The organism is Streptomyces sp. NPDC001507 (assembly GCF_042894765.1).
GTDB lineage: Bacteria > Actinomycetota > Actinomycetes > Streptomycetales > Streptomycetaceae > Streptomyces.
The window spans coordinates 1-12,674 of record NZ_JBIAVV010000009.1 but is presented as its reverse complement, the minus strand read 5'-3'; the positions used below and the strand labels follow the sequence as shown (position 1 = coordinate 12,674).

The following is a 12,674-nucleotide window of genomic DNA, read 5'->3' as shown; positions in this document are numbered from 1 at the left end:
TGAGCGGGGCTGCGGACGGTCACACGTACCCAGACCGCCCCGTCGACAGCAGGCTATGTCTTTGTGAACGCGTGCACAAAGATGGTGTCCGATTTGCCCGGCCAACGTGACCGGGGTCACGCGCCCCCGGCGCAGCTGTCCGGAACCGGCGCACAAGCGCCCGCGCTCCCTCTCCATTGGGGGCAAAACCGTACACACTCCTCACGCATCCCGCCCCCGAGACCAAGCCGCCATCGATCCTAAGCGACTTTTCCAGCCGGTTTGGACTAGTCGGTCAGTGCCTTGCGGAGCCGTTCCTCGTTCACGCGCCAGAAGGTGTGCTGTTCGCCGTCGACGAGTACCACCGGGATCTGTTCCCAGTAGAGATCGTGAAGCTGCGAATCCTGGGTGATGTCCTGCTGCTCCCAGTGCACTCCGAGATCGCCGCACACCTTCTCGACCACGACCTGTGCGTCATCACACAGATGGCAGCCGGGTTTACGGATGAGGGTGACCGATCGCGCACTCGGCGCGGGCGCCTTCCGGCCAAAGAGGGGACTCATGACGTCCATTGTCCCGCCCCTGGGAGGGCATGTCCGCCGTCTTCTGCACGGGTTCTTCGCCTTGTTTAACGACCCGGTCGCGGAGAGTTCACACCGAGCCAACTCCCGTGACTCCGGAACTCCCGAACAAACTGGCTATGCTCACGACATGGCCGCTCTCGGATGGCTCACTCCCCGTAGGCGCTCCGCCACGGCGCGGAGCGTGTTGGCAGGCGAGGCCTCGGCGGAGGCCGCGCGCAAGAACCAGGAAGCGACCGCGCCCCTCCACGAGGCCGCGGAGCCGGACTTCCCGGTGCTCGGCGACGACAAGGCCGCCGCGTTCTTCGACCTGGACAACACCGTCATGCAGGGCGCCGCCATCTTCCACTTCGGCCGCGGCCTGTACAAACGGAAGTTCTTCGAGACCCGCGACCTCGCCCGGTTCGCCTGGCAGCAGGCGTGGTTCCGGCTGGCCGGCGTCGAGGACCCCGAGCACATGCAGGACGCCCGCGACTCGGCCCTCTCCATCGTCAAGGGCCACCGCGTCGCCGAGCTCCAGACCATCGGCGAGGAGATCTACGACGAGTACATGGCCGAGCGCATCTGGCCCGGCACCCGCGCGCTCGCCCAGGCCCACCTGGACGCGGGCCAGAAGGTGTGGCTCGTCACCGCGGCCCCGGTGGAGATCGCCGGCGTGATCGCCCGCCGGCTGGGCCTGACCGGCGCGCTGGGCACGGTCGCCGAGTCGGTGGACGGCGTGTACACCGGCAAGCTGGTCGGCGAGCCCCTGCACGGACCCGCCAAGGCGGAGGCGGTACGCGCCCTGGCCGCCGCCGAGGGCCTCGACCTCTCCCGCTGCGCGGCCTACAGCGACTCCCACAACGACATCCCGATGCTCTCCCTGGTCGGCCACCCCTACGCCATCAACCCCGACACCAAGCTGCGCAAACACGCCCGCGAACTGGACTGGCGGCTGCGCGACTACCGCACGGGGCGCAAGGCGGCGAAGGTCGGCATCCCGGCGGCGGCCGGCGTCGGCGCGGTGGCCGGTGGCACCGCGGCCGCGATCGCGTTGAGCCGACGGCGTCGGTAGTTCGGCGTCTCGGCGTCGGCCGGGCAGCACCGCCGTAGCACCGGAGGCCGGTTCCCGGCTGCGGGTGCATCGTGGCTGATCGCGCAGTTCCTCCCCCAGCCTTCGGCCGGGGGGACCCCCAGCGCCCCTAAAGGGGCGCTACTCCCCCGTTTCCCTCAAGCTGCGGGCAGGCGTGCCGCAGGGCGGCACGGGTGGGCGCGGCGGCACCCTGCAAGCGTCCCCACCCCCGGCCCTCAGCCGCCACGCGCCCGGAATTATCGCGCCGTCACCCCAACACGCCCCGCACATCGCCGAAACCCGCACGTTTTCGTTCAACAACCGGTCACTCTAAGGCTCTTGAGGCGGCTCCAAACGGTTACAGAAGCGACGCAATCGATGATTTGAGCAACTCGGTGTAGCAGTGCCTGCACGAAGCGTTATTCTCCTCAGACGCAAACCGGTTCCCCTCCGTCGCTACGACGGGTGAAAGGTTCCGTACTGCACGTGATGGAAGCTCTGCCTCTGGGAGTCCCGTGTACCCACACGTCGGGGTTGACGCCTCGGGCCTGGCTACGCTGCGCGCAACAGTCGCGACGGTCAAAGAGACGCTGCGCGGCCTTGCCCCGACCGCGTACGCCGTCCCCGCCTTCGCCACCGCCGCCCCCGTCGGCCCGTGCTACGCACTGGCCGACGGCATGGAACAGGTGCCGGCGCGCAGCGCCGTCGTCGAGGGCCGCCGGTCCGGCGACGGCCGGGGCGTGGGCAGACGCGGCCGCACCACCGGCACCGGCACCGGCACCACCACCCGCCGCCCGGCCGCGGACAGCGACAGCGCCCGGATGATGGACCTCGTGGAGCGCGCCCAGGCCGGCGAGGCCGACGCCTTCGGCCGCCTCTACGACCAGTACAGCGACACCGTGTACCGCTACATCTACTACCGCGTCGGCGGCAAGGCGACCGCCGAGGACCTGACCAGCGAGACGTTCCTGCGCGCGCTCAGAAGGATCGGCACCTTCACCTGGCAGGGCCGCGACTTCGGTGCCTGGCTGGTCACGATCGCCCGCAACCTGGTCGCCGACCACTTCAAGTCGAGCCGCTTCCGCCTCGAGGTCACCACGGGCGAGATGCTCGACGCCAACGAGGTCGAGCGCTCCCCCGAGGACTCCGTCCTGGAGTCCCTCTCCAACGCGGCCCTGCTCGACGCCGTACGACGCCTCAACCCCCAGCAGCAGGAGTGCGTGACGCTCCGCTTCCTCCAGGGCCTCTCGGTCGCCGAGACCGCCCGCGTGATGGGCAAGAACGAGGGCGCCATCAAGACCCTCCAGTACCGGGCCGTGCGCACTCTCGCCCGGCTCCTCCCCGACGACGCCCGCTGAACCGGCCACCCTGGGCGATGCTCAACTCACGCTCCGTAAAAGCGCGTTGCCTTTCTGAGCCGATCACCGGCCGTCCGTAACCCAAGTACCGAGCCGCTCGTTGTGCGGGATACAGGCTCCCTGTGGTCACGCCCGGCCAGCCCCCGATCACCCGATCGTGTGGACTGGCCGAGGGCGTGCAACCCTCAGGACCCCCTGGGGAGTCGACCGTCATGACGAGAGGAGGTGCCGCCAGTGATCGCGAACGTATCGGCCCACCGGCGGGCGAACGCCTTCGCCCAGGCTCTGGAGGAGCAGCCCGACCGGGACCCGGCGGCCGAGCCGTCCGGAGGACCGGCGGGCGATCCACCCGCCGCCCCGGACCGGGCCGAACGGACCGAGCAGGGCGAGCTGTTGGCCCTGGCGACCGGGCTCGCCGCGCTGCCCAAGCCGGAGCTCGACCCGGAGGTCAAGGTCGTCCAGCGGGCCCAGCTGGTGGCCGCGATGGAGGCCATGCTGGCGGAGGGCACCCTGGGCGGGGCGGCGGAGGCTTCGGTACCCGAGCAGCGCGCGTCCCGTGGCAAGGGCGCGCACCGGGCCAGCCCGCTGGGCAAGTTGCGGCCGCGTTCCCGGCTCACCAAGGGGCTCGCCGCGGGCGGCCTGAGCGTCGGCGTGGCCGCCGGAGCCTTCGGCGGGGTCGCCGCCGCCAGCTCCGACGCCCTGCCCGGCGACTCCCTGTACGGCCTCAAACGCGGCATCGAGGACTTCAAGCTCAACTATCTGTCCGACGGTGACGACCAGCGCGGCCAGACCTACCTCGACCAGGCCTCGACCCGGTTGATGGAGGCCCGCCGGCTCATGGAGCGGGACCGCGGCGGCCACCTCGACCACGAGTCGATCGGCGAGATCCGCCGCACCCTGTCCGGGATGCAGCACGACGTCACCGAGGGCCACCGCCTGCTCCACGAGGCATACGAGCGCGACCCGAACTCCCTGGGGCCCATCCAGGCCCTGTCCGCGTTCGCCCAGTCCCACCGTGAGGCCTGGGGCGCCCTGCGCGAGAGGCTGCCGGTCCAGCTCGGGGACGTCAGTCAGCAGGTGTCGTCGGTTTTCGACGCCATAGACCAAGAGGTCGCCCCGCTGCAGTCCCTGCTTCCCCAGCCGTCCCAGAACACCGGCGACGGCACGGGCAGGCAGGACTCCGGCACGGCGTCCACCGGCTCCTCCGGCAGCCACCGGTCGACGGCCCCGTCCTCCTCCGGCAGCTCCTCCTCGGGCCACGAGACCGGTACCGGCAGCCCCAGCGGCTCGGCCTCCGGCAACGCCGACAACGGCCTCATCGGCGGCACCACGGGCGGCCTCCTGGACCCCCCGAAGACCGGTTCGAGCACCCCGTCCCCGTCCAAGTCCGCCTCCAGCGCACCGGACGTCACCCTGCCCCCGCTCCTGCCGGGGCTGCTACCGGGCCTGGGCATCGACAGCCAGGACAGCAGCAACTAATCACGAGGTGTACCCCCGCGCCCCCGAGGCGGCGAAGCCGCCCTTGGGGGCGCGGGGCTGTATCTGATATGCCGCGCCGGCCATCGCACCTCAACCCGCAGCGGTGCTCAAAAGAAAACCGACCGCCGCTGCACCAGCAACTTGTACAGCGTGTGCTGAATCTGCTCCCGCACCTGATCCGTCAGGTTGAACATGAGCATCGGATCCTCGGCCGCCTCCGGCGGATAGCCGTCCGTAGGGATCGGCTCCCCGAACTGAATCGTCCACTTCGTCGGCAACGGCAGCGCCCCCAGCGGCCCCAGCCACGGAAACGTCGGCGTCAGCGGAAAGTACGGAATCCCCAGCACCCGCGCCAGCGTCTTCGCATTGCCGATCATCGGGTAGATCTCCTCGGCCCCCACGATCGAGCAGGGAATGATCGGCACCCCCTGCCGGAGCGCGGTGGACACGAACCCGCCCCGCCCGAACCGCTGGAGCTTGTACCGCTCGCTGAACGGCTTCCCGATGCCCTTGAACCCCTCCGGCATCACCCCGACCAGCTCACCCTGGGCCAGCAGCCGTTCGGCGTCCTCCGCGCACGCGAGCGTGTGCCCCAGCTTCCGCGCCAGCTCGTTCACCACCGGCAGCACGAAGACCAGGTCCGCCGCGAGCAGCCTGAGGTGACGATTCGCCGGATGCCGGTCGTGCACGGCGACCTGCATCATCAGCCCGTCCAGCGGCAGCGTCCCGGAGTGGTTGGCGACGATCAGTGCACCACCGTGGGCGGGGATGTTCTCCACGCCCTTCACGTCGACGCGGAAGTATTTCTCGTACACCGGCCGCAGCAGGGACATCAGGACCTGGTCGGTCAGCTCCTCGTCGTACCCGAAGTCGTCGACCTCGTACTCCCCGGTCAGCCGCCGCCGCAGGAACGCGAGTCCGCGTGCGACACGCTGCTCCAGGCCGGCCTCGTCGTGCGGCGGCTGCTTCACGCCCGTCTCAGGGTTCTCCCGGGTCACATGCACATCCTCCTGCGCGGGGATCCGCCCGGCGAGAGGCTGGACCTCACGCACCACCGCGGACTCGCGCCCCGCCGCCTGCTCGCCGCCGCCCTTGCGCCGGCTCCCCGCACCCCGGCGCCGGGCGGCCGGCCGCTGCACGGCAGCCCCGCGGGACCGGTCGTCGTCGAACGGAATGACCTTGGCGTCCGCCATCGTTGCTGCGCTCCTCAGTTGGCGCTCTGGGTCGGGTCCTGCGTCGGGGCCGCCGCCGGCGTCCGCGCGCCGCTCAGGGCGGGCAGTGCGGCGATCCGGTCGACGGCCGCGGCCACCGCCTGGGGCGGCAGCAGCCCCGGGGCCTGGGCGAGCACGAAGTCCGCGAAGGCCTCCGCCGTCGTGTACTTCGGCCGGAACCCCAGCGTCTCGCGCATCTGGACGGTGTCCACCACCCGGCCGTGCGTCAGCAGCCGGATCTGCTCGGGGGAGAAGTCGCTCATGCCGAGCGTCCGCACCAGGGACCCGGCCCAGGTGACCGCCGGCAGCAGCAGCGGCACGGTGGGCCGCCCCAGCCGCCGCGAGCACTGCGAGAGCAACAGCACCCCGTCACCCGCGATGTTGAACGTGCCGCTGTTCAGTGTCCCCCGCTCCGGCTCGTGCGAGGCGATCCGCAGCACCTCGATCACGTCGTCCTCGTGCACGAACTGCAGTCGCGGGTCGTACCCGAGGACGGTGGGCAGCACGGGCAGCGCGAAATAGGACGCGAGCGGGGTGTCCGCGGTCGGTCCGAGGATGTTGGCGAACCGCAGCACGCACACCGCCACGTCGGGCCGCCGCCTGGCGAACCCCCGCACATACCCCTCCACCTCCACCGTGTCCTTCGCGAACCCCCCGCTGGGCAGGGACTTCGGCGGGGTGGTCTCGGTGAAGACGGCCGGATCCTTCGGCGCGGAGCCGTACACGTTCGTGCTGGACTTGATCACCAGCCGCCGGACGTTCGGCGACTTCTGGCAGGCGCCGAGCAACTGCATCGTCCCGATGACGTTGGTCTCTTTGACGGTGGTCCGGCTCCCGCTGCCGAGCGGTGTCCCGGTCACGTCCATGTGGACGACGGTGTCGGCGCCGCTCTCGGCCAGTACCCGGGCGATGGTCGGCTGCCGGATGTCGGTCTGGATGAAGTCCGCCCCGCCCAGATGATGCTCCGGCGGCACGGCGTCCACGGCGACCACCCGGTCCACCTCGGGGTCACGCTGAATACGCCGTACGAACCGGCCCCCGAGTTGACGGGCCACTCCGGTCACGAGCACGACCTTCCCCAAGATCAGCGCCTTTCTTCCGTGTTCCCGTATGCGGGCCAACTTAGCGGGTTGATGTTGCGCTGGCATGACCCCCAGCAGGCCACGACAAGCCGCAACGGCCGGAAAATGCAGTGGCCCCCCACCGTACTGGTGGGGGGCCACACACAAGCTCTCGCGGCTCGGCGCCGTAATTACTTCTTGTTACGGCGCTGAACACGCGTGCGCTTGAGCAGCTTGCGGTGCTTCTTCTTGGCCATCCGCTTGCGCCGCTTCTTGATAACAGAGCCCACGACTACCCTCGCTCACTTCTCATCACTCGGTGCTGGGCATCATGGGCCCATACGACCTACGAGGGGCTAGCCTACCCGCCCGAGCGCTGAGGTCGTAATCGAGGTGCCCCGGGAAGAATCCCGGAACGGCCGTCAGGCGGTCTCCACCCCCACATAGCTCTCGCGAAGGTACTCGTGTACCGCTTGTTCGGGGACGCGGAAGGACCGCCCCACCCGGATCGCGGGCAGATGACCGCTGTGCACCAGCCGGTACACGGTCATCTTCGACACTCGCATCACCGCGGCGACCTCCGCCACGGTCAGGAACACAACCTCGTTCAGAGGCCTCTCGCCAGCTGCCATGACACACCTGAACCTTCCGCACTCGACGGGCCACCGGCTTCCCCTTCCGGTGACTCTTCGTCGTTGCGTGCTCACTCCCCAATGTAGGGGCGGGTGATGCGAGTGGGGAAGAGGTGCACCCATCGGCGGCCTACTGTGACAGACACGCTCGATTGAGTACGTAGCGGGTAAGCGGCGTGTAGCAATCAGACCGCACGCCGTCATCAACCGGAACGGCCACCGACACCACCCCCTCGGCCTCCCCCACGAAGAGCGCAGGGTCATCCGTATCCGCGAGCCCAATGGCCTCAAACCCGAGCTGACCTGCACCGCAGACCCACCCATGGTCCCCGACCACCAGCTCCGGCAGGGGTCCGCCGCTCCCGGCCGCCGCTTCCAGCGCCACCCGAACCGGCAGCGGCGAATGCGTGTGCGCACCCGGCGCACAACCGGGGCGTTCACGGCCCACTTCTCTCATGAACCCGACACCTCGTACGTAATCGAGGCTGCACGTACGTAGGCCGAACCGGGTCGTTATGTCGACACAGTGACCCTGCGCGGGGGTGAGGACCTCACACCCCGCCGCCGACAGCGCGTCCGCGAGACCGGCGTAGAACCCGATCAGCCGGTGCGGATGCCCGGTCCCGAACAACACGGGGGCACGCCGCCGGGCCGCCTCCCCCACCCGCTCGGCGAAGGCATCCAGCCCCGCGATCGTCAGGTCAGGATCGATCACATCATGCCCTGAAACACACCGGGGATCGTCCGAAACCCCGCACTTGGCAGCCATCAACCGAATCAACTCCGCCTCTCCCCAACCCCCTTGCGGATCAATTCCGATCAACACCCGAGGATCCCGAGCCGCGAACAGCCGATAACTCCGCAGACTCCGCTCCCGCGAGGTCCCCACCACGCCCGCCAGCCCGGCAGCCACCAAATAGCCCTGAAGCCCACCACCACTCACCACACAGAAATGCTGACGCCCTCCACCCCACCAGACCCCCAGAACCGACAAAAACCGCACAGTCGGCCTAACGGCACCCCATCCCAACCCGCCCGGCGCCTGAGGACGACGACGGGCCCGCACCCCACCCTCCACCCCGTCCGGCGCCGCAGGACAACGCCCGGCCCGCACCCCCACTCTCCAGCCCGTCCGGCACCGGAGGACAACGCCCGGCCCGCACCCCCCACCCTCCAGCCCGTCCGGCGTTTGAGGACGAGGCCGCAGGCCGAAGCGGGGGTCCGGGGGCGGCAGCCCCCGAAACGGGCGGTCGCAGGGGGCGCACCCCCTGGAAGGACGGGACGGGTAGGGGCGGCGGGGGCGAGAAAACCCCTACGCCAGCAACCCCCGCAGCGGAAACACGGCCCGCCGAGTCGCCAGCACGGCCTGATCCAAGCGATCAGCGGGGTCGTACCCCGCCTCCCACCCGGCCCACCCCACCGGCCACCGCCCATCCGTCATCCGCCCGGGCCCCAACTGCCGAGTCCGGGCAAACACTTCCTGCCGCCACCCCTCCGGCACCAGCGTCTCGGGCGCAACCTCCCGCCCCGCCGCAACCCCCACCAGATGCGTCCACGACCGAGGCACGACATCCACCACCTCGTACCCTCCCCCGCCCAACGCGACCCACTTCCCCCCGGCGTACTCGTGCGCCAGCTCATGACACGCCACCTGCACCGCCCGCTGCGCATCCAGCGAAACGGCCAGATGAGCCAGCGGATCCTCGAAATGCGTGTCGGCGCCGTGCTGCGTCACCAGCACCTGCGGCCGGAAGTCGGCCACCAGCTCCGGCACGACGGCATGAAACGCCCGCACCCACCCCGCGTCCCCGGTCCCCGCCGGCAGCGCCACGTTCACGGCGGAGCCCTCCCCCGCCCCGGCCCCGACCTCCTGCGGCCACCCGGTCTGCGGGAACAACGTACGGGGATGCTCGTGCAGCGAGATCGTCAGCACCCGCGGATCCTCCCAGAACGCGGCCTGCACCCCGTCCCCGTGATGCACGTCCACATCCACGTACGCGACCCGCTCCGCCCCCAGCTCCAGAAACCGCGCGATCGCCAGCGAGGCGTCGTTGTAGATGCAGAACCCCGACGCCGCCCCCGGCATCGCATGGTGCAACCCGCCCGCGAAGTTCACGGCGTGGTCGGCATCCCCCCGCCACACCGCCTCCGCCGCCCCCACCGACTGCCCGGCGATCAGCGCCGACACCTCGTGCATCCCGGCGAAGGCGGGATCGTCCACCGTCCCAAGCCCGTACGACTGGTCGGCCGACCCAGGGTCCGCCGAGGCCGCCTTCACGGCCTCGATGTAGTCCTCCCGGTGCACCAGGCGCAGCGTCGACTCCCCGGCCGGCTTCGCCGCGACCACTTCCATCGCCCGGTCGAGCCCGAAGGCACCGACCAGACTCCGGGTCAACGCCAGCCGGACCGGATCCATCGGATGACCCGGACCGAAGTCATAGCCCGTTACTGCCTCGTCCCACATCAGCTGTGCGCGGCCGCTCATGCCCGCCACCGTATCGGTCCGACCTGGTCGCGAACGAACGGGCGTACACCAGCGTCACCAGCACCAACACCATCGGCACCAACATCGCCCCGCGATAGCTCCACGCATCACCGAGCGCCCCAACCAACGGCGAACCGATCAGGAACCCGACGTAGTTGAAGATGTTCAGCCGCGCGATGGCCGCATCCGAAGCCCCCGGAAACAGCCGCCCCGCCGCCGCGAAGGTCTGCGGAACCAGCACGCACAGTCCCAGCCCCAGCAGAGTGAACCCGGCCATGCCGACCCACGCCCCCGGCGCCGCCGCCACCACCGCGAACCCCGCGGCCGCCACCACCGCCCCCAGCCGTACGACGGGCACGGCACCGAACCGCCGTACCCCGAAGTCCCCGATGCCCCGCCCTACCAGCGTGGTCACCATGTACACGTTGTACGGCACGGTCGCGAGCTGCTCGCTGCTCCCCAACACGTCCTTCAGGTACTTCGCACTCCAGTTGGAGACGGTCGAGTCCCCGATGTAGGCGAAGGTCATCACCAGACACAACGGCAGCAGCACCTTGAAGACGACACCGCCCGCGCCCCCACCGGCCGCCTCGTCCGCCACCGGCGCGGGTTCACCGTCCACGTACCACCGGCTCCCCACCAGCGCAGCCGGCAGCAGCACCGCGACCACCGGCAGGTACGACACCCACAGCGCGAGATGCCAGTGCGCCCCCACCCAGGCCAGCGAGGCCCCGAGGATGCCGCCCAGGCTGTACGCCGCATGGAAGCTGAGCATGATGCTGCGCCCGTACGTCCGCTGCAGACTCACCCCGAGCATGTTCATCGAGGCGTCCAGCGCACCGACGGCCAGGCCGAACGCGGCAAGCGCCACCGCCAGCTCCGCCATCACCCCACCGGACCCGACCCCCAGCAGCGCAAGCATCACCACGGGCTGGGACCAGCGCAGCAGCCGGCTGGGCCGTATTCGCTTCACCAACTGCTCGGTGGTGACACTGCCGACACCGGCCAGGATGGGCACGGCAGCGAGAAAGACCGGCAGCAGCGCGTCGGAGACGCCGTACCGGTCCTGGATGGCGGGGATGCGCGTCACCAGCAGCGCGAAGGTGGCGCCCTGGGTGAAGAAGCTGAACGCCAGCGAGGCCCTACCGCGCCGCAGCACATCTGTCATGGCGGCGAGCGTAGGGCCCCGGCGTACTCGTGGGTAGATCCAGCCAAAGATGAATTTCCCTCAGCTTTACCTCCCGGCCGCTCAGGCGGCGACCGCGAGCTCCTGTTCCTGCGGCTGCGCGGCCTCCTGGCGCTTCACCTCGTCGGTGATCAGGCAGGCCATGGGCTCGGCGGCCGCCCCACCGCAGATCACCATGCCGAGGCTGATCGCCACGACCAGGAGGAGCGAGCTCAGCCAGACCATGGTGTCGACGGGGATGGTGTACGCGCCGACGACCCGGGCGACGCATTCGGTGAGGAGCACCAGACCCCAGATCACGGAGAAGACCCGCTCCTTGCGCAGGAACTCCGCCGACCGGACCGCGGTCCCGGATGCCAGCCGCTCCCAGGCGGCCTCCCGGCCGGCGTTCCCCTTCACCAGGAACGGCTTCAGCCCAGCCGACATCATCGGCCGGCCCAGCGCCACCGACACCAGGATGCCGATCCCGATGGTGCTGCTGACCGCACCGTCCTTGGCGAGCATGAGCCGCGGGTCACCGGAGACGAAGCTGAGCGCGAGCCCGACCACGTTCACGACCAGGATCAGCGCCGCAAGCCCGTTGACCGTGCGCTCCTTCGCCACGCTCCAGCCCGTCCGTACGGCCGGCACCACGCTGCTCCAGGCGAGCGCCGCGAAGGTGCTCATCCCGAAGGCCCCCTTGAAGAAGTAGTACGACCCGAGAGGCACCGCCACGTCCACGATCAGCGGGCGGAGGTTCTCCAGCACGCTGGGCTGCTGCTTGCTCTGGGACCCGGTGTTCGTCGTCTTCGTCATGCCCTCAGCTTCGCGTCCGAGCGAGGTCCCCCAGTAGAAACGAACGTCCGGAGCTCGGCATGACAATTGTCAGCGCCGCCGTCATGCCCCCGGTCATTCCAGCAGGTCAGCCAACTGCCCCATGTCGGAGAAGAGTTGCGTCGCCCCCTGCAACCGGTCGGCCGGCGTCATGGCCGTGAACCCGTACACGTCCATCCCGGCCGACACCGCCGCCCGCACCCCCAGCGGACTGTCCTCCACCACGGCACACCGCTCCGGCACGACCCCCATCCGCTCGGCCGCGTGGAGAAACAGATCCGGCGCCGGCTTCCCCCGCCCCACATCCTGCGAACTGAAGATCCGCGACTCGTCGAACCACCGGTCCAGCCCGGTCGTCCGATGCCCCACCCGAATCCGCTCATGGCTCCCCGACGACGCGACGCAGTACGGCACCCCGTCCGCCGCCAGTTGCTCCAGCACCCCCGCGACGCCGGCCACGGGCTTCAACTCCGCCTCGAAGGCCGTGAACACCCGCCCGTGGAAGACATCGTCGAAGTCGTCCGGCAGCCGCTCGCCGGTACGCTCCAGGACGAGGTCGTGGATCCGGTGCATCGCGGACCCCATGTAGTCCCGTATGGAGTCCTCGTAGGAGGTCGGATGCCCCAACTCGGTGAGATAGGCAGCCAGCAGCCGGTTGGAGATGGGCTCACTGTCGACAAGGACGCCGTCGTTGTCGAAGATAACCAGGTCGTAGCGCATACCCCGAGCCTAAACGACCCTGCAAACGCAGAAAGGCCCACGCCAATGGCGTGGGCCTTTCCCAATATTTGTTCGGCGGTGTCCTACTCTCCCACAGGGTCCCCCCTGCAGTACCATC

13 protein-coding genes are annotated in these 12,674 nt (G+C 69.8%); 3 read left to right on the top strand and 10 right to left on the bottom strand.

Annotated features, from left to right (window positions below):
* Nucleotides 1-266: 266 nt before the first annotated feature.
* Entirely contained in the window at nucleotides 267-542 is a 276-nt protein-coding gene (locus ACFY0K_RS27495) for a glutaredoxin family protein (protein ID WP_388605350.1), read from the bottom strand.
* A 148-nt stretch (nucleotides 543-690) separates the two neighbouring features.
* On the opposite strand from ACFY0K_RS27495, the gene ACFY0K_RS27490 reads away from it, so the two are divergent.
* From ACFY0K_RS27490 to ACFY0K_RS27480, 3 genes are all read left to right on the top strand, one after another.
* Nucleotides 691-1,614, top strand: coding sequence for an HAD-IB family hydrolase (locus tag ACFY0K_RS27490; RefSeq protein ID WP_351962736.1), 924 nt, complete (start codon nucleotides 691-693; stop codon nucleotides 1,612-1,614).
* Between the two features lie 512 nt (nucleotides 1,615-2,126).
* Nucleotides 2,127-2,969 (top strand): ECF subfamily RNA polymerase sigma factor, BldN family, encoded by an 843-nt coding sequence (locus tag ACFY0K_RS27485; protein ID WP_390642091.1) that lies wholly within the window; start codon nucleotides 2,127-2,129, stop codon nucleotides 2,967-2,969.
* A 234-nt stretch (nucleotides 2,970-3,203) separates the two neighbouring features.
* The gene (locus tag ACFY0K_RS27480; RefSeq protein ID WP_390642090.1) at nucleotides 3,204-4,448 is read left to right on the top strand and encodes a DUF5667 domain-containing protein; all 1,245 of its coding nucleotides are present in this window, start codon (nucleotides 3,204-3,206) and stop codon (nucleotides 4,446-4,448) included.
* Between the two features lie 107 nt (nucleotides 4,449-4,555).
* Here ACFY0K_RS27480 and ACFY0K_RS27475 read toward each other — a convergent pair whose 3' ends face one another.
* From ACFY0K_RS27475 to ACFY0K_RS27435, 9 genes are all read right to left on the bottom strand, one after another.
* The gene (locus ACFY0K_RS27475; protein WP_390642089.1) at nucleotides 4,556-5,641 is read right to left on the bottom strand and encodes a lysophospholipid acyltransferase family protein; all 1,086 of its coding nucleotides are present in this window, start codon (nucleotides 5,639-5,641) and stop codon (nucleotides 4,556-4,558) included.
* Nucleotides 5,642-5,655: 14 nt separating this feature from the next.
* Nucleotides 5,656-6,741, bottom strand: a complete 1,086-nt coding sequence (locus ACFY0K_RS27470) for an NAD-dependent epimerase/dehydratase family protein (protein ID WP_390642088.1) — start codon at nucleotides 6,739-6,741, stop codon at nucleotides 5,656-5,658.
* 170 nt (nucleotides 6,742-6,911) lie between these two features.
* Nucleotides 6,912-7,010, bottom strand: coding sequence for a 30S ribosomal protein bS22 (locus ACFY0K_RS27465; RefSeq protein WP_003948845.1), 99 nt, complete (start codon nucleotides 7,008-7,010; stop codon nucleotides 6,912-6,914).
* 132 nt (nucleotides 7,011-7,142) lie between these two features.
* The gene (locus tag ACFY0K_RS27460; RefSeq protein WP_067299677.1) at nucleotides 7,143-7,352 is read right to left on the bottom strand and encodes a helix-turn-helix domain-containing protein; all 210 of its coding nucleotides are present in this window, start codon (nucleotides 7,350-7,352) and stop codon (nucleotides 7,143-7,145) included.
* 130 nt (nucleotides 7,353-7,482) lie between these two features.
* Nucleotides 7,483-8,298, bottom strand: a complete 816-nt coding sequence (locus tag ACFY0K_RS27455; protein ID WP_390642087.1) for a phosphatase — start codon at nucleotides 8,296-8,298, stop codon at nucleotides 7,483-7,485.
* A gap of 366 nt (nucleotides 8,299-8,664) precedes the next feature.
* Nucleotides 8,665-9,837: an acetoin utilization protein AcuC gene (locus ACFY0K_RS27450; RefSeq protein WP_390642086.1), complete on the bottom strand. Its 1,173-nt coding sequence runs from the start codon at nucleotides 9,835-9,837 to the stop codon at nucleotides 8,665-8,667.
* Complete coding sequence (locus ACFY0K_RS27445; RefSeq protein WP_390642085.1) at nucleotides 9,788-11,005, bottom strand: MFS transporter; 1,218 nt, start codon at nucleotides 11,003-11,005, stop codon at nucleotides 9,788-9,790. Before ACFY0K_RS27445 ends, ACFY0K_RS27450 begins: the two co-directional genes overlap by 50 nt.
* Nucleotides 11,006-11,086: 81 nt before the next feature.
* Entirely contained in the window at nucleotides 11,087-11,818 is a 732-nt protein-coding gene (locus ACFY0K_RS27440; RefSeq protein ID WP_390642084.1) for a VC0807 family protein, read from the bottom strand.
* A 93-nt stretch (nucleotides 11,819-11,911) separates the two neighbouring features.
* Entirely contained in the window at nucleotides 11,912-12,556 is a 645-nt protein-coding gene (locus ACFY0K_RS27435) for an HAD family hydrolase (protein ID WP_390642083.1), read from the bottom strand.
* Nucleotides 12,557-12,674 lie beyond the last annotated feature (118 nt).

Coding starts and splice junctions, on each gene's coding strand:
- ACFY0K_RS27495 (WP_388605350.1), bottom strand. CDS start 542: ATGAGTCCCCTCTTTGGCCGGAAGGCGCCCGCGCCGAGTGCGCGATCG.
- ACFY0K_RS27490 (WP_351962736.1), top strand. CDS start 691: ATGGCCGCTCTCGGATGGCTCACTCCCCGTAGGCGCTCCGCCACGGCG.
- ACFY0K_RS27475 (WP_390642089.1), bottom strand. CDS start 5,641: ATGGCGGACGCCAAGGTCATTCCGTTCGACGACGACCGGTCCCGCGGG.
- ACFY0K_RS27460 (WP_067299677.1), bottom strand. CDS start 7,352: ATGGCAGCTGGCGAGAGGCCTCTGAACGAGGTTGTGTTCCTGACCGTG.
- ACFY0K_RS27450 (WP_390642086.1), bottom strand. CDS start 9,837: ATGAGCGGCCGCGCACAGCTGATGTGGGACGAGGCAGTAACGGGCTAT.
- ACFY0K_RS27445 (WP_390642085.1), bottom strand. CDS start 11,005: ATGACAGATGTGCTGCGGCGCGGTAGGGCCTCGCTGGCGTTCAGCTTC.
- ACFY0K_RS27440 (WP_390642084.1), bottom strand. CDS start 11,818: ATGACGAAGACGACGAACACCGGGTCCCAGAGCAAGCAGCAGCCCAGC.
- ACFY0K_RS27435 (WP_390642083.1), bottom strand. CDS start 12,556: ATGCGCTACGACCTGGTTATCTTCGACAACGACGGCGTCCTTGTCGAC.